Annotated in this window: 16 protein-coding genes; 9 read left to right on the forward strand and 7 right to left on the reverse strand. The window is 72.2% G+C overall.

Going from position 1 to position 18861, the window contains the following annotated elements; genetic code table 11:
* Positions 1-11: 11 nt before the first annotated feature.
* Positions 12-479 carry a hypothetical protein gene (locus IO40_RS0113840; protein WP_016472610.1) on the forward strand — a complete coding sequence of 156 codons (468 nt, stop codon included), beginning with the start codon at positions 12-14 and terminating at the stop codon, positions 477-479.
* A 3-nt stretch (positions 480-482) separates the two neighbouring features.
* Here IO40_RS0113840 and IO40_RS0113845 read toward each other — a convergent pair whose 3' ends face one another.
* The 5 genes from IO40_RS0113845 to rsmI form a co-directional block, all read right to left on the reverse strand.
* Positions 483-1424, reverse strand: coding sequence for a 4-(cytidine 5'-diphospho)-2-C-methyl-D-erythritol kinase (locus IO40_RS0113845; RefSeq protein ID WP_031030757.1), 942 nt, complete (start codon positions 1422-1424; stop codon positions 483-485).
* Positions 1421-2407 carry a 16S rRNA (adenine(1518)-N(6)/adenine(1519)-N(6))-dimethyltransferase RsmA gene (gene rsmA / locus IO40_RS0113850; protein ID WP_234324746.1) on the reverse strand — a complete coding sequence of 329 codons (987 nt, stop codon included), beginning with the start codon at positions 2405-2407 and terminating at the stop codon, positions 1421-1423. The genes IO40_RS0113845 and rsmA overlap by 4 nt, the downstream gene beginning before the upstream one ends.
* 605 nt (positions 2408-3012) lie before the next feature.
* Positions 3013-3891, reverse strand: a complete 879-nt coding sequence (locus tag IO40_RS0113855) for a TatD family hydrolase (protein ID WP_031175486.1) — start codon at positions 3889-3891, stop codon at positions 3013-3015.
* Positions 3892-4105: 214 nt separating this feature from the next.
* Positions 4106-4453, reverse strand: coding sequence for a hypothetical protein (locus IO40_RS0113860; protein WP_016472614.1), 348 nt, complete (start codon positions 4451-4453; stop codon positions 4106-4108).
* A 220-nt stretch (positions 4454-4673) separates the two neighbouring features.
* The gene (gene rsmI / locus IO40_RS0113865) at positions 4674-5519 is read right to left on the reverse strand and encodes a 16S rRNA (cytidine(1402)-2'-O)-methyltransferase (RefSeq protein WP_031175487.1); all 846 of its coding nucleotides are present in this window, start codon (positions 5517-5519) and stop codon (positions 4674-4676) included.
* A gap of 59 nt (positions 5520-5578) precedes the next feature.
* Here rsmI and IO40_RS0113870 point away from each other — a divergent pair, with 59 nt between their 5' ends.
* The 8 genes from IO40_RS0113870 (at position 5579) to IO40_RS0113905 (ending at position 16525) form a co-directional block, all read left to right on the forward strand.
* Positions 5579-7375 (forward strand): dolichyl-phosphate-mannose--protein mannosyltransferase, encoded by a 1797-nt coding sequence (locus IO40_RS0113870; RefSeq protein WP_031030766.1) that lies wholly within the window; start codon positions 5579-5581, stop codon positions 7373-7375.
* 67 nt (positions 7376-7442) lie between these two features.
* A complete protein-coding gene (locus tag IO40_RS0113875; protein WP_031175488.1) occupies positions 7443-7874 on the forward strand; it encodes a TIGR03668 family PPOX class F420-dependent oxidoreductase in 432 nt (143 codons plus the stop codon).
* Between the two features lie 446 nt (positions 7875-8320).
* Complete coding sequence (locus IO40_RS0113880) at positions 8321-9964, forward strand: penicillin-binding transpeptidase domain-containing protein (RefSeq protein WP_030406454.1); 1644 nt, start codon at positions 8321-8323, stop codon at positions 9962-9964.
* A 93-nt stretch (positions 9965-10057) separates the two neighbouring features.
* On the forward strand, positions 10058-10546 hold the full coding sequence (locus IO40_RS0113885; protein ID WP_031175489.1) for a YbaK/EbsC family protein: 489 nt from the start codon (positions 10058-10060) through the stop codon (positions 10544-10546).
* Positions 10543-11496: a DMT family transporter gene (locus IO40_RS0113890; RefSeq protein ID WP_031175490.1), complete on the forward strand. Its 954-nt coding sequence runs from the start codon at positions 10543-10545 to the stop codon at positions 11494-11496. The genes IO40_RS0113885 and IO40_RS0113890 overlap by 4 nt, the downstream gene beginning before the upstream one ends.
* Before the next feature lie 96 nt (positions 11497-11592).
* Complete coding sequence (locus tag IO40_RS0113895) at positions 11593-13455, forward strand: ABC-F family ATP-binding cassette domain-containing protein (RefSeq protein ID WP_031175491.1); 1863 nt, start codon at positions 11593-11595, stop codon at positions 13453-13455.
* A gap of 301 nt (positions 13456-13756) precedes the next feature.
* Positions 13757-15604, forward strand: coding sequence for an outer membrane protein assembly factor BamB family protein (locus IO40_RS0113900; RefSeq protein ID WP_031175492.1), 1848 nt, complete (start codon positions 13757-13759; stop codon positions 15602-15604).
* A gap of 243 nt (positions 15605-15847) precedes the next feature.
* Positions 15848-16525, forward strand: a complete 678-nt coding sequence (locus tag IO40_RS0113905; protein ID WP_030406450.1) for a helix-turn-helix transcriptional regulator — start codon at positions 15848-15850, stop codon at positions 16523-16525.
* Positions 16526-16634: 109 nt separating this feature from the next.
* On the opposite strand, the gene IO40_RS0113910 is transcribed toward IO40_RS0113905, so the two are convergent.
* A complete protein-coding gene (locus IO40_RS0113910; RefSeq protein ID WP_016472625.1) occupies positions 16635-16952 on the reverse strand; it encodes a hypothetical protein in 318 nt (105 codons plus the stop codon).
* A gap of 28 nt (positions 16953-16980) precedes the next feature.
* Positions 16981-18651 carry a sodium:solute symporter family protein gene (locus tag IO40_RS0113915; RefSeq protein ID WP_016472626.1) on the reverse strand — a complete coding sequence of 557 codons (1671 nt, stop codon included), beginning with the start codon at positions 18649-18651 and terminating at the stop codon, positions 16981-16983.
* Positions 18652-18861 lie beyond the last annotated feature (210 nt).

Genomic DNA, 18861 nt, shown 5'->3' on the forward strand with positions numbered 1-18861 from the left:
GGCAGGGGCGCGTGCTTCGTCCGGCCTGCGGTGTGGTGCTCGGGATCCTTCTTGTCGGCGGCACCGGTTGTGCGCAGGAGAAGTCCGCGCCGGCCGAGCCCCGGATGCAGCGCGGGCTGCCCTCAGCGAAGGTGCTGCGTCTGCACCAGCTGTCGGTGCCGTCAGGCGCCCGGCACGTCGCCTACGCGCGGGACGACGGCTGGTCGTCGTACGGGCTCGCGCTCACGTTCCGCGTCCCGGAGCGCCGTCTCGACGGTTTCCTGCGCGCGGCCCGGGTGCCGAAGTCCGCACTCCGGCAGGGGTATTTCCTGGGGGACGTGGCCACCGAGCAGACCGGATGGAAGAAGCGGGCCGGCCGGTCGTACGTGAAAGGGAGTTCTCCCGGAACGCGTGCGTCGGCTCCCCGTCATGACGTGACCGTCGACATGACCGACCGGCCGCGCGAAGTGACCGTCTACGTCACCTCCGTGCGTGGCTGACCCTCAGACCACCGTGGCCCCCGGGGCGGGGCCTGTCGCGGGGCGGGCCGTGCGGCAGGTGCCGGAGGCGGTGAGGGTCTGGGCGGTGCGGGTCGCCGATGCGGCGTCGGCGACCAGGAAGGCGCAGGTGGGGCCGGAGCCGGAGACGAGGGCGGCCAGGGCGCCGGCCTCCAGGCCGGCGGTCAGGGTCTCGGCGAGGGCGGGGCGCAGGGAGAGCGCCGCGGGCTGGAGGTCGTTGCGGACGGCGGCGGCGAGCGCCTGCGGGTCGCCCGTCCGCAGGGCCGCCAGCAGGGCCGGGTCGGCGGTGGGGGCGGGGACGTCCGCTTCCGAGGAGCCGCCGTGCTGTTCGCGCAGCCGGTCGCACTCGCGGTAGACGTCGGGGGTGGACAGTCCGCCCTCCGCGACGGCGAACACCCAGTGGAAGGTGCCGCCGACCTCCAGCGGGGTGAGCTTCTCGCCGCGTCCTTCGCCGAGCGCGGCGCCGCCCGCGAAGCTGAACGGCACGTCCGAGCCCAACTCGGCGCACAGCTGGAGCAGTTCCTCGCGGGTGGAGCCGAGGCCCCACAGGCGGTCGCAGGCCAGGAGTGCCCCGGCGGCGTCGGCACTGCCGCCGGCCATGCCGCCGGCGACGGGGATGTCCTTGGCGATGTGCAGGTGGACGTCGGGGCTGATGCCGTGCCGCTGGGCGAGCAGCCGGGCGGCACGGGCGGCCAGGTTGGTGCGGTCCTGCGGGACGAGCGCCGCGTCCGGCCCGGAGACGGTCAGCCTGGGCTGCTCGGCGCGGGTGGCGCTGACCGAGTCGTAGAGGCCGACGGCGAGGAAGACGTTGGCCAGCCCGTGGAAGCCGTCGGGCCGCAGACCGCCGACCGACAGCTGGACGTTGACCTTGGCCGGTACGCGGACGGTGACCGTCCGGGCGGGCGCGGCGGCGGCTGGCTGGGTCACGCGGGACGCTCCCTGTCTGTCTCGTGTGCGGCGGCTGACGTGCGTGTGGCGGCAGACGTTCGTGCGGTGCCCGGTTCCTGTGCGCGGGCGGCCTGCCGGGCCCCGCCCGTCCCGTGCGGGCCGGACGGGGGCGGGGTGCCGCGCAGGCGTGCGCCGGCCTCGGCGATCGCGGTGAACTCGGTGACGGTCAGCGACTCCCCGCGGGCCTGCGGGGAGACACCGGCTGCGCGCAGCACCTCCTCGGCTGCGGCGCCGGAGCCCGCCCAGCCGGCGAGTGCGGCGCGCAGCGTCTTGCGCCGCTGGGCGAACGCCGCGTCCACGACGGCGAACACCTCCTCGCGGCGCACGTCGGTGCGCGGCGGGTGGGGGCGGCGGACGAGTGAGACGAGGCCGGAGTCGACGTTGGGGGCGGGCCAGAAGACATTGCGCCCGATGGCGCCGGCCCGCTTGACGTCGCAGTACCAGGCGGCCTTGACGGACGGCACCCCGTACACCTTCGAACCGGGGGCCGCCGCGAGCCGGTCGGCGACCTCGGACTGGACCATCACCAGCGTGCGCTCGATGCCGGGGAAGGTGGCCAGCAGGTGCAGCAGCACCGGGACGGCGACGTTGTAGGGCAGGTTGGCGACGAGCGCGGTGGGCGGCGGGCCGGGCAGTTCGGTGACCCGCAGGGCGTCCTCGTGCACCAGGCGGAAGTCACCGGCCCGCTGAGGCAGCCGGGCCTCGACGGTGGCCGGCAGGGCGGCGGCGAGGGTGTCGTCGATCTCGACGGCGGTGACGTGCCGTGCCGTCTGGAGCAGTGCCAGGGTGAGCGAGCCGAGCCCGGGGCCGACCTCCAGCACGGTGTCGTCGGGCCGTACCTCGGCGGTGCGCACGATGCGGCGCACCGTGTTGGGGTCGATGACGAAGTTCTGGCCGCGCTGCTTGGTGGGCCGTACCCCCAGCACGTCGGCGAGCCGGCGTACGTCGGCGGGGCCGAGCAGTACGCCGCTGTCGTCGGCGTCGGACGGGGCCTCGGGCGGTCCGGTGGACGGGCCGGAGGACGGGCCGGAAGGGGTCGCGCTCACCGGGCCAGTTTACGGCCGGGCGGCGGACCGCCCGACGCCGGACGGCGGCTGCCGGACTGTACGGGGCTCCCCGTCGCACGGCACCGGGCCGCGCCCCCGAGGGTCCTCGTCGCGCGGCGCCGGGCTGTACTGCGAGTCCTTGTCGCCCGGTGCCGGGCTGTGCCGCGAGTCCCCGCCGCGCGATGCCGGGCTGTGCCGCGAGTCCCCGCCGCGCGGTGCCGGGCCGTACCGGGCTCCTCGTCGTGCGGCGCCTGGCCGTGCCGTGCGTCCCGGTTGCGCGGCGCCCGGCTGCGCCGCGGGCCCTCGTCGCGCGGCGAGCGGGACTGTGCCGCGGGCCCGTCGCGTGCTGCCCGGCCGGGCAGTAGGTCCCCGTCGCACGGTGCCCGGCCGTGCCGTGCGTCCCGGTTGCGCGGCGCACAGCTGTGCCGCGGGCCCTTGTCGCGCGGCGAGTGGGACGGTGCCGCGGGCCCTCATCACGCGCAGTCCGGCCGTGCCGCGTGCCCCGTCCCGCGGGGCCGGGCTCAGTAGTCGAAGGCGCGTGCTGTGTTGGCCGCGATGTGGCGGGCCAGGGCCTCCTCCGTCATGCCCTTGGTCTCGGCCATGGCGCGGAGGGTGAGCGGGATGAGGTACGGCGCGTTGGGGCGGCCCCGGTAGGGGGCGGGGGTCAGGAACGGGGCGTCGGTCTCGACCAGCAGCAGTTCGGGCGGGGCGACGGCGAGGGCGTCGCGCAGCGGCTGGGCGTTCTTGAAGGTGACGTTCCCGGCGAACGACATGAAGTAGCCCGCTTCGGCGCAGGTGCGGGCCATCTCGGCGTCCCCGGAGTAGCAGTGGAAGACGGTCCGCTCGGGTGCGCCTTCCTCCGCCAGGATGCGCAGGACGTCGGCGTGTGCCTCGCGGTCGTGGATGACCAGGGCCTTGTCGAGGCGTTTGGCCATCTCGATGTGGGCGCGGAACGAGTGGTGCTGCGCTTCGACGCCCTCGGGGCCGGTGCGGAAGTAGTCGAGGCCGGTCTCGCCGACGGCCAGCACCTGGGGGAGGGCGGCCAGCTCGGCGATGCCGTCGAGGGCTTCGTCGAGCAGCGCACGGCCGCCTTCGGCGGCGAGCCGGGGCGCCTCGTTGGGGTGGAGGGCGACGGCGGCCCAGACGGGGTCCCAGGCGGCGGCGGTCTCGGCGGCCCAGCGGGAGCGCTCCAGGTCGCAGCCGACCTGGATGACGGTGGTGACGTTGACGGCGGCGGCTGCGGCGAGCGCGTCGGCGACGGACGGCTCCTGCATGTCCAGGTGGGTGTGGGAGTCCGCGACGGGGTGGGCGAGCGGTGCGGGCGGGGGCGGGGGCGTCTGTGCGGCCCGGGCCTTGGCGGCGCCGGTCGCGGTGCTGTGCGGGGTCGCGGAGCTGGACATACGGGCGATGATATGGCCCGCCCGGCCCGGGCCTTCCCCGTGGACTTCGTGGGAGGCCGCCACGGGGAAGGGGCTGTGCGGGGTTTCCCGTCACAGGCGGGCGGGTGTTTTCCGGTTCCTTTTCCGGGCGGGCCGGGGCGTGTGTTTTCCGGGAATGCCGGTAACACCACGCCGCGCCGGGCAGGGACGCCGACGCGCTCGCTCAGATGCGCGTTCAGTGGTGCAGAAGGGCGGCTTCCGCGGCGGAGACACGGCCGGACCGCATGATGCGGACGACATGGCCGTCGCAAAAGCGGCACGTGGGATTGGTGAGCGGTGAGGGAACGCGTTCGCCGTCCGCGTAGTAGACGATCAGCGGTTTGCCGTCCGCGTATTCCAGGTGCCGGATCTCGTACTCCTGTTCCCAGCCGTGCCCGCACCGCATGCAGGCGAAGGAGTACGCCTCATGCACCGTGTCCTGCGGAGTGCTGCCCGCTGCCGTGGCCGGGCGGGCCGCACGGGCGGGGCCGGACGCCTGGGCCGTGGAGGTTATGTCCTTCTCGATGCCGCTCTCTTGCTTCATTGGCAGCTCCTTCCTCGTGGGCGAGTACGCCCACTCCCCAGTGCACTCCTCGCGGTGGTGCTCCGGAAGGAAATCCGGCTGCTCTTTCACTTCGTTTGTGGACTTTTGGGCAAAGCGTCAAGAAGAAGGGCTTCCATGGAAGGTCCCTTTGCTCTGCCACGCGATTCCTTTACCCGTCTCCATCGCCCGTCGCCCGGCCGGCCTCGGTCCGGTGCGGCGGCTACTGCGCTTTCTTGCGGGCGACGACGGCGTCGAATACGTCGCGTTTCGGCACGCCCGCCTCACGGGCCACCTCCGCGATGGCTTCCTTGCGCCGTTCGCCCGCCTCCTCGCGGACGGCCACCCGGCGGGCGAGCTCCGCCGCGTCCGGCTCGTCGGCGTCGGCCGCCTCGGCGCCCCGCACCACCACGGTGATCTCGCCGCGCACCCCTTCGGCGGCCCACTGCGCCAGTTCGCCGAGGGGGCCGCGCTTGACCTCTTCGTACGTCTTGGTCAGCTCCCGGCACACGGCGGCCGGTCGGGCGGGGCCGAAGACCTCCGCCATCGCGCCGAGGGCGGCGGCCAGCCGGTGCGGCGACTCGAAGTACACCAGGGTGCGCCGCTCGTCGGCCGCCTCCCGCAGCCGGGCCAGGCGCTCGCCCTGTTTGCGGGGCAGGAACCCCTCGAAGCAGAACCGGTCGACCGGCATCCCGGAGACGGCCAGTGCGGTGAGCACCGCGGAGGGGCCGGGCACGGCGGTGACCCGTACGCCTCTTTCCACGGCCGCCGCCACCAGCCGGTAGCCGGGGTCGGACACGGAGGGCATGCCCGCGTCGGTCACCAGCACCACGCGGGCACCGCCGGCCAGCGCGTCGGTGAGCTCCGGGGTGCGCGCGGCCTCGTTGCCCTCGAAGTAGGAGACGACGCGCCCCGCGGGCGTCACCCCGAGCGCCTGGGCGAGCCGGCGCAGCCGCCGGGTGTCCTCCGCGGCGACGAGGTCGGCGGCGGCCAGTTCGGCCGCGAGCCGCGGCGGGGCGTCCGAGGGGTCACCGATGGGGGTGCCGGCGAGCACGAGCGTTCCAGTCACCCGCCCATCCTCGCAGCGGCGGCGACGCGCCCGCGCACAGCGCCCCCGCGATCCCTACGATGGCCCGCGTGACGAGCAGCGAGACCGTGGGCGACGCCGACCGCGAACAGGGCTCGGCCGGCGGCCCGGACAGCGGGGACGGCCCCGGCGACGCGCACCCGGAGAGGGGCGTGCCCGGGTGGCGGCTGCGGCTGCGCCGGTTCGGGTACGCGCCCGTGCGGCGGCCCGGTGTCCGCGAACGGCTGACGCCCGCGTTCCCCGGCCCGGACCCCCGCTGGGGCGCCCTGTTCGGACTGGCCCCGGACACGGCGGCGCGGCTGGCGCGCTGGGCGGCCTGGGGCGGCCCGCTGCTGGTGGCCTTCGTGGCGGGGGCGTTGCGCTTCTGGCAGCTCGGCTCGCCGCACGCCGTCATATTCGACGAGACCTACTACGCCAAGGACGCCTGGTCCCTCATCCACCTGGGGTACGAGGGCACCTGGCCGGACAACGCCGACGAGCGCATCCTGGGCGACCCGCAGCGCATCCCCCTGTCGCCGGAGGGCTCGTACGTCGTCCACCCGCCCGTCGGCAAGTGGATCATCGGGCTGGGGGAGGCACTCTTCGGGCTGAACCCGTTCGGCTGGCGGTTCATGGTGGCGCTGCTGGGGTCCCTCTCGGTGCTCATGCTGTGCCGTATCGGACGGCGGCTGTTCCGCTCGACCGCGCTGGGCTGCCTGGCGGGCGCCCTGATGGCGGTGGACGGGCTGCACTTCGTGATGAGCCGTACGGCGCTGCTGGACCTGGTGGTGATGTTCTGGGTGCTGGCCGCCTTCGGCTGCCTGCTGGTGGACCGGGACGCCTCCCGGGCCCGGCTGGCGGCCCGGCTGCCGCGGGTGCCGGACGGTGCGGGGGCCGGCCGCGGGGAGGTGATGCCGGACGCCTTCGTGGGCGACAGCACGAGCCTGGGCTGGCGCCCGTGGCGGCTGCTGGCGGGCCTGTGCCTGGGGCTGGCCTTCGCCACCAAGTGGAACGGCCTGTACGTGCTGGCCGCTTTCGGGGTGCTGACCGTCCTGTGGGACATGGGGGCGCGCCGCTCCGCGGGGGCCTCGCGGCCCCTCCTGGCGATGCTCCGCAAGGACGCGCTGCCCGCTTTCGTGTCGCTGCCGGTGCTGGCGCTGGTCACCTATGTGGTGTCGTGGTCGGGCTGGTTCGCCACCTCGGGCGGCTATTTCCGCGACTGGGCGGACAAGCAGGGCGCGGGCGGGCCGTGGGGCTGGCTGCCGGGCCCGCTGCGCAGCCTGTGGCACTACGAGTTCCAGGTCTACGACTTCCACGTGCACCTGACCTCGGGGCACACCTACCAGTCGAACCCGTGGAGCTGGCTGGTCCTGGGGCGGCCGGTGTCCTATTTCTACGAGTCGCCCGACGCGGGGACCGACGGCTGCACCGACAAGGCCGAGGGCTGCGCCCGTGAGGTGCTGGCGCTGGGCACGCCGGTGCTGTGGTGGGCGGCCTGCGTGGCGCTGCTGTACGTCCTCTACCGGTGGTTCTTCCGCCGCGACTGGCGGGCGGGCGCCATTCTGTGCGGGGTGGCCGCGGGCTATCTGCCCTGGTTCTTCTACCAGGAGCGGACCATCTTCCTGTTCTACGCGGTGGTGTTCGTGCCGTTCCTGTGCCTGGCGCTGGCGATGGCGGCCGGTGCGCTGGCCGGACCGCCGGGCACGGACGACAGACGGCGCACCGTGGGCATCGTCGCGGCCGGGGTGGTCGGGCTGCTGATCGTGTGGAACTTCGTCTACTTCTGGCCGATCTACACGGGGCAGACCATCCCCCTGGGGGAGTGGCGGCACAGGATGTGGCTGGACACCTGGATCTGACCCCTGTCCGCCGTCGCGCCCCGGTTCCGGTGCGGGCACTCGGGTGGGGCCGGCGACGGAGGCGGATGTGCGGTTGTCACACCGGGAGGCGCGGCGGCGGCTGGCCGGGGCGCGGGTGATGCGGCTGGCGACGGTTGGCCCGGACGGGGCGCCGCATCTGGTGCCGGCCACGTTCGCGGTGCGCGGCGGGGAGATCGTCACGGCGGTGGACCACAAACCCAAACGCCGTCAGGATCTGCGCAGGCTGCGCAACATGGTGCGGGAGCCGCGGGTGTGCGTGCTGGCCGACGAGTACGCCGAGGACTGGTCGCGGTTGTGGTGGGTGCGCGCCGACGGGCTGGCCCGCGTGCTGCCGGACGCACAGCGGGAGGGGGCGCTGGCCGAATTGGCCGCGAAGTATCCGCAGTACGCCGCGCGCAGGCCGGACGGCCCGGTGGTGGCCATCACGGTGACGCGGTGGACGGGGTGGTCGTCCGCGGCGGACGGGCGGGACGGCTGACGGCACGTCACCGTGCGGGGCCGACCACGCGGTCGGTCGTGAAGGACGAGACATCGTGCGGCGGTGAGCGGATGGGACATCGTGCAGTCGTGAACGGGCGGGTCACGATGCGGTCGTGAACCGACCTTTCCGTGCACGGACGGGACATGAGAGATTACGAAAACGATCCTCGAAGATAGCGTTTCGGACACAAAGCCGTGATCCGGAACCGATCGCCCCGCCCCGCTCGTCTGCCTCAGAGGCCACGCGAACGCGGCGACCGCCGCGGCGGGCCCGTCCGGGACCCGGAAACCCGGGACCGACCGGGCGAATCGTGGACACGACATCCCCGGCAGCAGGGGCCGAACGGCACACCGGAGCACGACCCGTCATGACCGTGCTCTAGGGTGCCTCGCGTCAGAACTCCGGCCCGGTGAGCCGGAGCGGGGTGGAGGGGCAGAACTCGCATGCGCGACACACAGAAGATGGCCGTCATCGGCGGGGTCGCCGCCGCCGTCGTCGGGCTGACCGGCGTCGGCGTCTACGCCCTGGTCGGCAACGACGGTGACGGTGAGGGCGGTACGAGCACCGTCGCCGCCGACGACGGCAAGCCGCGCGCGATCAAGACAGGTCCGCTCAGCGCGAAGGAAGTGCGCACGGCGGCCAAGGAGTTCCTCGGCGCCTGGGCCGACGGCGACACCAAGAAGGCGGCCGGTCTGACCGACGAGCCGGGCAAGGCCGCCAAGGCGCTGGCCGGCTACCGCGGCAAGGCCCACGTCTCCCGGGTCGCGACCACCCCCAAGGCGGCCGACGGCGAGAAGGTGCCCTTCGCCGTCACCGCGCGGATCGCCTACGGCACCAAGAAGACGTCCTACTCCTACGATTCGGCGCTCAAGGTCGTCCGTGACCGGGAGACCGGCAAGCCTGTCGTGGACTGGAAGCCGGCCGTGCTCCACCCGCAGCTGAAGGACGGTCTGACGCTGCGGACGGACGAGAAGGGCGCTCCGCCCATCACGGCGACCGACCGCGACGGCAAGGTGCTGGAGGCGTCCGCGCACCCCACCCTCGCCGACGTCATCACCGACATCGGCCGGCGGTACGGCGACAAGACCGACGGCTCGCCGGGTGTCCAGCTGCGGATCGCGGACGCCAAGGGTAAGACAAAGGTGTTGCTGCGGCAGTTGACCAAGCCGACGCCCGGCAAGCTGCGCACCACCCTCGACACCAAGGCGCAGAACGCGGCCGAGGCGGCCGTGCAGGGCAAGCGCAGCGCTTCCGTGGTGGCCGTCAAGCCCAGCACGGGCGAGATCCTGGCGGTCGCCAACTCCCCGGCCAAGGGCTTCGACGTCGCGCTGCGCGGCTCGCTGGCGCCCGGCTCCACCATGAAGGTGGTCACCAGCGCGATGCTGCTCGACAAGGGCATCACCGCGCCGGGCAAGCAGCACCCGTGCCCCAAGTACGCGGCGTACGGCGGCTTCAAGTTCCAGAACCTGGACAAGTTCGACATCAAGGGCGGCACGTTCGCGCAGAGCTTCGCCCGTTCCTGCAACACCGCGTTCATCACCCAGGCGTCCAAGATCAACGACGACGACCTCACCAAGGAGGCCCGTGAGGTCTTCGGCATCGGCCTGGACTGGCAGACGGGCACCGGCACCTTCGACGGCAGCGTCCCCGTGCAGTCCAACGCGCAGATGGCCGCCTCCCTCATCGGCCAGGGCGCCGTGCGGATGAACCCGCTCACCATGGCGTCCGTCTCCGCCACCGTGCAGAACGGCACCTTCCGGCAGCCGGTGATCGTGCCGCAGTCGCTGGACGACCGCACCCTGGCCAAGGCCCCGCGCCCCCTCAAGCCGAGCGTGCAGAAGGACCTCAAGGCCCTGATGAAGCTCACCGCCACCAACGGCACCGCCGCCACCGCGATGTCCGGGATGAGCGGCGACATCGGCGGCAAGACCGGCTCCGCCGAGGTGGACGGGCAGAAGAAGCCGAACGCCTGGTTCACCGCCTACTCCGGTGACGTGGCCGCAGCCGCCGTGGTGCCCGCCGCCGGGCACGGCGGCACCAACGCCGGCCCCGTGGTCCGCAAGGTGCTGGACGCCGCCCGGGGCTGACCCGCCCGCCGGCGGCGCCCGCGCGACGTGCCCGCCCCGGTCCCCGCGAGGGGACCGGGGCGTTCTCACGCCCGTTGGTTGTACTGTCCCTGCATGACGCAGTCAGCCGCCATCAACCCGCGTTTCGCACAAGCCCTCTCCGCCCTCGGCCTCGGCCACGTCGAGGTCCGCACCTTCCCCGACTCGACCCGGACGGCAGCCGAAGCCGCCGCCGCGATCGGATGCGAGCTGGCGCAGATCGTCAAGTCCCTCGTCTTCACCGCGGACGGCGAGCCCGTGCTCGTCCTCATGGACGGCGCCTCCCGCGTCGATGTGGACCTCGTACGGGACGCGCTGGGCGCCACCGAGGTCAAGCGCGCCGACGCCGCGACCGTACGCGCCGCCACCGGTTACGCGATCGGCGGCGTACCGCCCTTCGGCCATGTCACGAAGATGCGAGTGCTGGCCGACCGCGGTCTGCTCGCGCACGAGACGGTGTGGGGCGCGGCCGGCACCCCGCACGCGGTCTTCGCACTCGAACCCAAGATGCTCATCCAGCACGCGGGCGGCACCCTCGCCGACGTCCGCGAAGCGGCCGGATGACCCCGATAGTCGTCGCCGCGGTCCTGCTCGCGGCGCTGACCCACGCCAGCTGGAACGCGCTGGCCCACGGCATCAGGGACCAGCTGCTCGCCTTCACCCTGGTCGGGGGCGGCGGCTCGCTCTGCGGTGCCGTGCTGGCCTGCTTCGCACCGCTGCCCGCCGCCGGAGCCTGGCCCCCGCTGCTCGTCTCCGCCCTCCTGCACGTGGTGTACCAGCTCCTGCTGATGCGCTCCTTCCAGATGGGCGAGTTCGGGCAGATGTACCCCATCGCGCGGGGCACCGCACCCCTGGTGGTGACGGTGCTGGCCGCCGTCTTCGTGCACGAGCTACCGGACGCCTGGCAGCTCGCGGGGGTCCTGCTGGCCTCGGCGGGGCTGGTGGGCGTCGCCCTGTGGGGCCTTCGGAGGAAGAAGCCGGCGGGACACGCGGACGCCGGGGCCACCGGAGCCGCCGGGGCCACCGAGGCCGACACATCCGCCGAGTCCGCCGGGGCCGACGAGGGCGGCCGGGGCGGCGGCACACCGCAGTGGCCCGCGCTGGCCGCCGCCGTCGGCACCGGCCTGGCCATCGCCTCGTACACCGTCGTGGACGGGATCGGCGTGCGCGCCTCCGGCACCTCGCTGGGCTACATCGCCTGGCTGATGCTGCTGGAGGGCCTGGCGATCCCGCTGTGGGCCCTGGCCAGGTGGCGCGGCGCCCTGGTGGCCCGGCTGCGGCCGATCGCGCTGCGCGGGCTGCTGGGCGGCGTGCTGTCGGTGGCCGCCTACGGGCTGGTGCTGTGGGCGCAGACCCGGGCACCGCTGGCGCCGGTGGCGGCACTGCGCGAGTCCTCGATCATCGCGGGCGCCGCCATCGGGGCGCTGTTCTTCAAGGAGCGCTTCGGCTGGCCGCGCACCGCCGCGAGCGTCCTGATGGTGGGCGGTATCGCCCTCATGCTGCACGGCACCTGACCCGGGCGCGGTGCCGCACCGGCCTGCGGCACCGCGGCCGGCAGGCGCACCCTGCACCGGGGCTACCCTTGGGGGCTGGTCCCCGACAGGAGAGAGATGGCTGTCAATCTCGTCAACCTCGAAGCCGTCGACAAGGTGCACGGCACCCGTACCCTCCTCGACGCCGTCTCCCTGGGCGTCAACGAGTCCGACAAGATCGGTGTGGTCGGCCGCAACGGCGACGGCAAGACGACCCTGGTCAAGGTGCTGGCCCGGCAGGAGGAGCCGGACGCGGGCCGGGTCACGCACGCGGGAGGGCTGCGGCTGGGCGTGCTCACCCAGCACGACTCCCTCGACCCGGCGGCGACGGTCCGCCACGAGGTGGTCGGCGACATGGCCGATCACGAATGGGCGGGCGACGCCAAGATCCGCGACGTACTGACCGGGCTGTTCGGCGGCCTGGACCTGCCGGGCTTCCCGCAGGGACTGGACACGGTCATCGGTCCGCTCTCCGGCGGTGAGCGCCGCCGGATCGCGCTGGCCAAGCTGCTGATCGCCGAGCAGGACCTGATCGTCCTGGACGAGCCGACCAACCACCTCGACGTCGAGGGCATCTCGTGGCTGGCGGGCCATCTGCGCGCCCGCCGCTCGGCGCTGGTGTGCGTCACCCACGACCGCTGGTTCCTCGACCAGGTCGCCACCCGCATGTGGGACGTGCAGCGGGGCGCGGTCCACGAGTACGAGGGCGGTTACTCGGACTACGTCTTCGCGCGGGCCGAGCGGGAGCGGATCGCCCAGCAGGAGGAGGCCAAGCGGCAGAACCTGGTCCGCAAGGAGCTGGCCTGGCTGCGGCGCGGCGCCCCGGCCCGGACGAGCAAGCCGCGGTTCCGCATCGAGGCGGCCAACGCGCTCATCGAGGGCGAGCCGCCGCCGCGCGACAGCCAGGAACTGATGCGGTTCGCCAACTCCCGGCTGGGCAAGACCGTCTTCGACCTGGAGGACGTGACGGTGCAGGCCGGGCCGAAGGTGCTGCTCAAGCATCTGACCTGGCAGCTCGGCCCCGGCGACCGCATCGGTCTGGTCGGCGTGAACGGTGCGGGCAAGACATCGCTGCTGCGGGCCCTGGCCGAGACCGCCGCCACTGGTGGTGAGCGCCAGTCACCGCTGGTGACCGGTGGCCGGATCAAGGTCGGCAAGACCGTGAAGCTGGCCTACCTCTCGCAGGAGGTGGCCGAGCTGGACCCGGCCCTGCGGGTGCTGGAGGCGGTCGAGGCGGTGCGCTCCCGGGTCGATCTGGGCAAGGGCCGTGAGATGACGGCGTCGCAGCTGTGCGAGCGGTTCGGCTTCGCCAAGGAGAAGCAGTGGACGCCGGTGGGCGACCTGTCCGGCGGTGAGCGGCGCCGGCTGCAGATCCTGCGGCTGCTGATGGACGAGCCCAACGTGCTGTTCCTGGACGAGCCGACCAACGACCTGGACATCGAGACCCTCACCCAGCTGGAGGATCTGCTGGACAGCTGGCCGGGCTCGCTGGTGGTCATCTCCCACGACCGCTACTTCGTCGAGCGGACCACGGACCGGGTCCTCGCGCTGCTGGGGGACGCCACGCTGCGGATGCTGCCGCGCGGCATCGACGAGTACCTGGAGCGCCGCGCCCGCGTCCAGGCGCGGGCCGCCGCACCGGCCGGCGCCGCGGCGGAGCGGACCGCGGGCAGGCCGGCCGCGACGGCGGGCAGGCCGGAGGCGAAGGCACCGGCGAAGCCGGCGGCGCTCTCCCGTGCCGCGCAGAAGGAGATGCAGCGCATCGAGCGTCAGCTGGAGAAGGCGGAGCAGGAGGAGGCGGCCCTGCACGCGGAAATGGCCGAGCACGCCACCGACTTCGAGCGGGTGGCCGGGCTGGACGCGCAGCTGCGCCAGGTGCGCGAGAAGCGGGACGAGCTGGAGATGCGCTGGCTGGAACTGGCCGAGTCCGAAGGGGCCTGACGCCCACCGCGGGCCCCTGGCGTCCCGGCTCGCCGGGCCGCGCCGGGGGCCTTCCGGAGGGGCGCCGATGCGGCGCCGTTGCGGCCTCGGGGGCGGTGCGGGTACCGACTCGGTTCCGGGGGTGTTGCGAGTCGGTGTCACGGCGGTGGGGGGCCGGAACCGACTCGGTGGCCGGATCGTGTCCGATGGTAGAAAGAACTTCCGCTCAGATGTCTGCCATTGGTGGGCCACATGTCCGATTCGCTCGGCCCTACGGGGGTTAGAGGTCCGGCGCCGGTCTGCCCATAACGAGGGATTGTTCATGTCGCAGCCGCCTCCGCCGCCTAGCCAGCCGCCATCAGGAGGCTTCGGCGCACCGCAGGAACCGCCGCAGAACACGCAGGGGCAGCCGCCCTACGGCGCTCCGCAGCAGTCGCATTCCGGCCAGCAGCCCACCCAGCTGTCCGGCCCGGCGGGTTACGGCTATCCGCAGCAGCCCCCGCAGCCTCCGCAGTCCCCGCAGGGGCCCGGCGGGCAGCCGGACCAGCCGCCGGCACCGGGGACGCCCCCGGGGTACGGCTATCCGCAGGGGACGCACGCGGCCCCGACGCACGCGGCCCCCACGCAGGCCGCGTTCGGCGCCGTCACGCCTCCTCCGCCGGGCCCGCCCTCGCCTCCCCCCGGGCCGCCCGGCCCGCCCGGTCCGCCGCCCGGCGGCTATGCGCAGCCGCCCGGTGGTTACCCGTACGCCAACACGGCCGCGGGGATGCCCGGCGGCGGTGGCGGCGGCAGGAAGAACTCCAAGGTCGTCGCGATCGTGGCGGCGGTCGTCGCCGTCGTGCTCGTGGCCGGCGTCGGTGTCTTCTTCCTGACCAAGGACGACGGCAAGAAGGAGGACGAGTCCAAGGGCAAGGGCGGCACGTCGGCGACCGGCGGCGAGAACCCCAACTCGCCCCCCGGAAACACCCAGGCCGAGCAGGTCGTGGACATGAAGGCGCCCACGGTCAACGACGTCACCACCGTCGCCGGGGCGTGGGCCACCGACAAGGTGTTCGCCAAGTCGTCGGTCCGCGAGATGCTCGTCCAGGACCTCGCGTCCGGCAAGCAGACGAAGATCCCGCTCAAGGGCAACGTCTGCGCGGCCTCCAACGAGATGACGAAGGACCACAAGGTGGCCGTCGTCGTCCAGGAGACCATCTCCAACAGCGCCGACTGCACCCGTATGGTCATCGTCGACCTGGACGCGAAGAAGATCGCCTGGGACGAGACGATGCCCAACGCGAAGACCCGCTCCGTGGACAACGTGGCCATCAGCGGTGACACGGTGGCCTCCGCGTGGATCGGCGGCTCGGTCGGCTACAAGATCTCCTCCAAGAAGAAGCTGTGGGAGGCCAAGCCGAGCAACTGCCGTGACGTCGGCTACCAGGGCGGCAAGTCCCTCGTGGCCGTCGTCGAGTGCGGTCACGACTTCGACCGGCCGCAGGTCTCCGTCCAGAAGCTGGACCCGGACACCGGCAAGGCCAAGTGGAAGTACGAGCCCCCCAAGGGCGTCAAGAACGTCCGCGTGGCCTCAACCGACCCCATGGTGCTGGTGGTCGGCGCCGGTGACGAACTCGCCAGCGATGTGCTGACCATCGGCGAGGACAAGAAGCTCAAGGCGAAGATCTCGCTGGGCAAGCGCTACAACAAGCCCTGCGAACTGGAGGTCAACGGCTGCTACGGGATGGCCGTCGGCTCCGACACGGTGTACCTGTCCACGACCGAGCACGACGGTTCCTCGGACATGTCCGAGACGAACGAGATCATGGCCTTCGACTTCGCCACCGGCCGTGCCAAGTGGAAGTCCGGTGCCGGCGAGGACCGCACGATCATCCCGTTCAAGATGCAGGGCGAGAACGTCCTCGGCTACAAGACGCCGAGTCTGGGCCACGGCGGCGAGATCGTCACCCTGGAGCCGAAGAAGGGCAAGCAGACCACTCTGCTCAAGATGCCCGCCTCGGACATCGGCCAGGGCGAGCAGGCGTTCTCGGTCGACGCCTACTCGGTGGACGCCCCGCTCATCTTCGTGAACAACAGGTTCTTCATTCAGGACAACATGATCTCGGAGCGTTCGTCCCTGGACGACGAGGCCCCGCGCCTCGCCGTCGGATACGCCCCCATGGGCGGCTGAACAGCACCGCAGCAGGCAGCGGCCGGCCCGTCACTGTACTCGGTGGCGGGCCGGCCGCCGTCGTGCGACGCCCTCGCGGGCTGCTCGAGGCCCGGCGGGTTCCCGCCTTCGCTCCGGGATTTCGTTACGTAAGGGGCGCGGAACGGCGAGTGAGCGTGTAGCTTCCCGGAGAACAAGAGGAGGGGCTGCGCAGGGGGTGCGGGGCCTTTTGCAGTCGCAGCAGTGTGTGGGGGAGCGAGCTTTATGAGCGTACGGCTCATGGTGGTCGACGACCACCGCCTGCTCGCCGAGGCCCTGGCCTCGGCGCTCAAGCTGCGCGGGCACCGGGTGCTCGCGGCGGCGGCGCCCAGCGCGGGCGCGGCCGAACTGGTGATCAGCAGGGCCCCGGAGGTGTGCCTGCTGGGGACGGCGACGCCCGCCGAGCCGGGGGTCTTCGATCCCGTGGTGCGCATCAAGAGGGAGAAACCGCAGATCGCGGTCGTCGTGCTCGGCCCGGTGCCGAACCCGCGCGGTATCGCCTCCGCCTTCGCGGCGGGGGCGTCCGGCTATGTGCGGCACGACGAGCGGATCGAGGGCGTCGAGCGCGCCATGGTCAAGGCCCGTGCCGGTGAGTCCGCGATCGCTCCGCAGCTGCTCCAGCAGTCGTTCGCGGAGCTGCTCAACCCCGCCGCCGAGCCCGACGACGAGGGGGCGCGGCTGTTGCAGATGCTCACGCCGCGGGAGGTGGAGGTGCTGGTGCGGGTCGCCGAGGGCGAGGACACCCGGCTGATCGCCGCGGGCATGGGCATCGCGCCGTCCACCGCACGCACCCATGTGCAGCGGGTGCTGATGAAGCTGGGGGTGGGCTCGCGGCTGGAGGCCGCCGCGCTGGCCGCCCGTACGGGACTGCTGGACCGGGCAGGCCAGGGCTCCGGCGCCTGAACCGGCCTGGACTGCTGCGTCCGAGCCGGCCGGGGCGCGGGGCCCGGTCGCGCACACCCGTCCCGCGCGCGGCGGAACCGGTGCCCACGACCGGGCCGGGGGCGGTGCGTTACCGCTCTTCCTTCTCCTGCCCGGCGTCCGGCGGGGGGATCGTCGGGCTGAGGCGGAGCCACAGCAGGAAGGCCAGCCCGAGGATCAGCATGCCGATGCCGGTCCACAGGTTGATGTTGATGTCCTGCGCCTTCTTGAGGTCCTCGTCGGAGGCGAAGACGCCCGCGAGGGTCACGATCACGCCGTAGACCACGAAGAGTCCGCCGATGATGCGCCGTACGTCGAAGAGACGGGCGGCGGTCTGGGAGCGGCGCTCCAGCTCCTCGACGTCCTTGGCCGCCTGCGCGGCGGCGGGGGTGTTGCTCTTGTCGCTCATTGGGGTTCGGTGTCCTTCGTCTCGGGGCTCAGAAGGAGAAGGGGATGTAGCACAGGGCGGCCAGGACGACGGCACCCCAGCCCAGCAGCGCCGGCTTGCGGTACCAGGCGTCGTCGCCCTTCTCGGGCAGTTCCGGTTCGCCGGGCGACCGGGTGCCGTAGACGAGCCCCGCGAGCTGTTCGGCCGGCTTGGGCTTGGTGAACAGCGTGACGACGACCATCACCACGGAGCCGACGACGAAGGCCACGATGGAGGAGACGAAGTTGGCGCCCTGGTCGCTGGGGATGTCGACGATGCCCTGCTTGTAGAACCAGAAGTAGTTCACCATCGCACCGACGGTGCCGGTCAGCAGCCCCCAGAAGCCGGCCGCGGGCGTGGTCTTCTTCCAGAACATGCCGATGATGAAGACGACGAACAGCGGCACGTTGAAGAAGGAGAACAGCGTCTGGAGGTAGTTCATGATGTTGCTGAACGAGGAGGCGATGAACGCCGTCCCCATGCCGACCAGGACGCCGACGACGGTGACCCAGCGTGCCGTGGCCACGTAGTGCTCGTCGGGCCGGTCCTTCTTGAGGTAGGCCGCGTAGATGTCGTTGGTGAACACCGTGTTGAACGATGAGATGTTCGCCGCCATGCCCGCCATGAACGCCGCCAGCAGACCGGTCACCGCGACGCCGAGCACGCCGTTGGGCAGCAGGTCCCGCATCAGCACCGGGATGGCGTCGTTGTACTGGAGGCCGTCCTTGTGCTTGCCCAGCGTGGGCTCCATGACGAGCGCGATCAGTCCGGGGATGACGACGACGGCCGGGATGAGGATCTTCGGGAAGGCCGCGATCAGCGGGGTGCGCTGGGCGGCGGACAGGTTCTTGGCGGACAGCGCCCGCTGCACCTCGGCGAAGTTGGTCGTCCAGTAGCCGAAGCTCATCACGAAGCCGAGGCCCAGCACGATGGTCAGCCAGTTGGCGCCCAGCGGGTTGGCCGAGCCGATGCCGGTGCCGTCCCAGGCGGTCATGAAGGCGTCGCCGTTGCGCCCGGAGAGGGTGTCGGTGATGCCGTCCCAGCCGCCGACCCGCTTGAGGCCGACGACGGTCAGCGGGATCAGCGCCGCGAGGATGACGAAGAACTGGAGCACCTCGGTGTAGATGGCCGAGGAGAGTCCGCCCAGCGTGATGTAGGCGAGCACGAAGAAGCCCGCGACCACGATGGACACCCACAGCTCCCAGCCCAGCAGTGCCTTGAGGACGAGCGCCAGTGCGTAGAGGTTGACGCCGGCGATCAGCACCGAGGAGACGGCGAAGATCACCGAGCTGAGCAGATGGGAGGAGGGTCCGAACCTGTGCAGCAGGAACTCGGGAACGGAGCGGACCTTGGAACCGTAGTAGAACGGCATCATCACCAGGCCGAGGAAGACCATGGCGGGGATGGCGCCGATCCAGTACCAGTGCACGGTGTAGACGCCGTACTGGGCGCCGTTGGCGGCCATGCCGAGGATCTCGGTGGCGCCGAGGTTGGCGGCCACGAAGGCGAGACCGGTGATCCACGCGGGCAGCGACCGGCCGGAGAGGAAGAAGTCCAGGCTGGTCTTCACGCTGCGGCGGGCGGCGAAGCCGATCCCGAGCACGACGGCGAAGTAGATGCCGAGAATTGTGTAATCGAGTCCGTTGGTGGGGAGCCGTAGCCCTTCGGCCAGGTGCAACATGGGTCACTCGCTTCATTGCGCGATCGGAACGGACGCGAACGTACCCACAAGTTTTCGACTTTTGAAAGGACGTGTTGCACAGGTTTGTTTGATTGTGATGATTGTCGAGTGTCGTTATGGGTGGTTCGCCTGTTTTGCCCGCTCCTGGCATCCGGGAGGAGGTGCCGTGCGGCACGCCCCGGGACGGAGTGTGCCCCCGAGTGCGGCGCA

The organism is Streptomyces albus subsp. albus, from assembly GCF_000725885.1.
GTDB classification, from domain to species: domain Bacteria; phylum Actinomycetota; class Actinomycetes; order Streptomycetales; family Streptomycetaceae; genus Streptomyces; species Streptomyces albus.

What these genes read in the sequence shown, in the direction of transcription:
- IO40_RS0113905 (WP_030406450.1), top strand. Translation starts at nt 15,848, where the DNA reads ATGAGCGTACGGCTCATGGTGGTCGACGACCACCGCCTGCTCGCCGAG.
- IO40_RS0113885 (WP_031175489.1), top strand. Translation starts at nt 10,058, where the DNA reads ATGACGCAGTCAGCCGCCATCAACCCGCGTTTCGCACAAGCCCTCTCC.
- IO40_RS0113860 (WP_016472614.1), bottom strand. Translation starts at nt 4,453, where the DNA reads ATGAAGCAAGAGAGCGGCATCGAGAAGGACATAACCTCCACGGCCCAG.
- IO40_RS0113880 (WP_030406454.1), top strand. Translation starts at nt 8,321, where the DNA reads ATGCGCGACACACAGAAGATGGCCGTCATCGGCGGGGTCGCCGCCGCC.
- IO40_RS0113855 (WP_031175486.1), bottom strand. Translation starts at nt 3,891, where the DNA reads ATGTCCAGCTCCGCGACCCCGCACAGCACCGCGACCGGCGCCGCCAAG.
- IO40_RS0113915 (WP_016472626.1), bottom strand. Translation starts at nt 18,651, where the DNA reads ATGTTGCACCTGGCCGAAGGGCTACGGCTCCCCACCAACGGACTCGAT.
- IO40_RS0113895 (WP_031175491.1), top strand. Translation starts at nt 11,593, where the DNA reads ATGGCTGTCAATCTCGTCAACCTCGAAGCCGTCGACAAGGTGCACGGC.
- IO40_RS0113890 (WP_031175490.1), top strand. Translation starts at nt 10,543, where the DNA reads ATGACCCCGATAGTCGTCGCCGCGGTCCTGCTCGCGGCGCTGACCCAC.
- IO40_RS0113900 (WP_031175492.1), top strand. Translation starts at nt 13,757, where the DNA reads ATGTCGCAGCCGCCTCCGCCGCCTAGCCAGCCGCCATCAGGAGGCTTC.
- IO40_RS0113910 (WP_016472625.1), bottom strand. Translation starts at nt 16,952, where the DNA reads ATGAGCGACAAGAGCAACACCCCCGCCGCCGCGCAGGCGGCCAAGGAC.
- IO40_RS0113870 (WP_031030766.1), top strand. Translation starts at nt 5,579, where the DNA reads ATGGCCCGCGTGACGAGCAGCGAGACCGTGGGCGACGCCGACCGCGAA.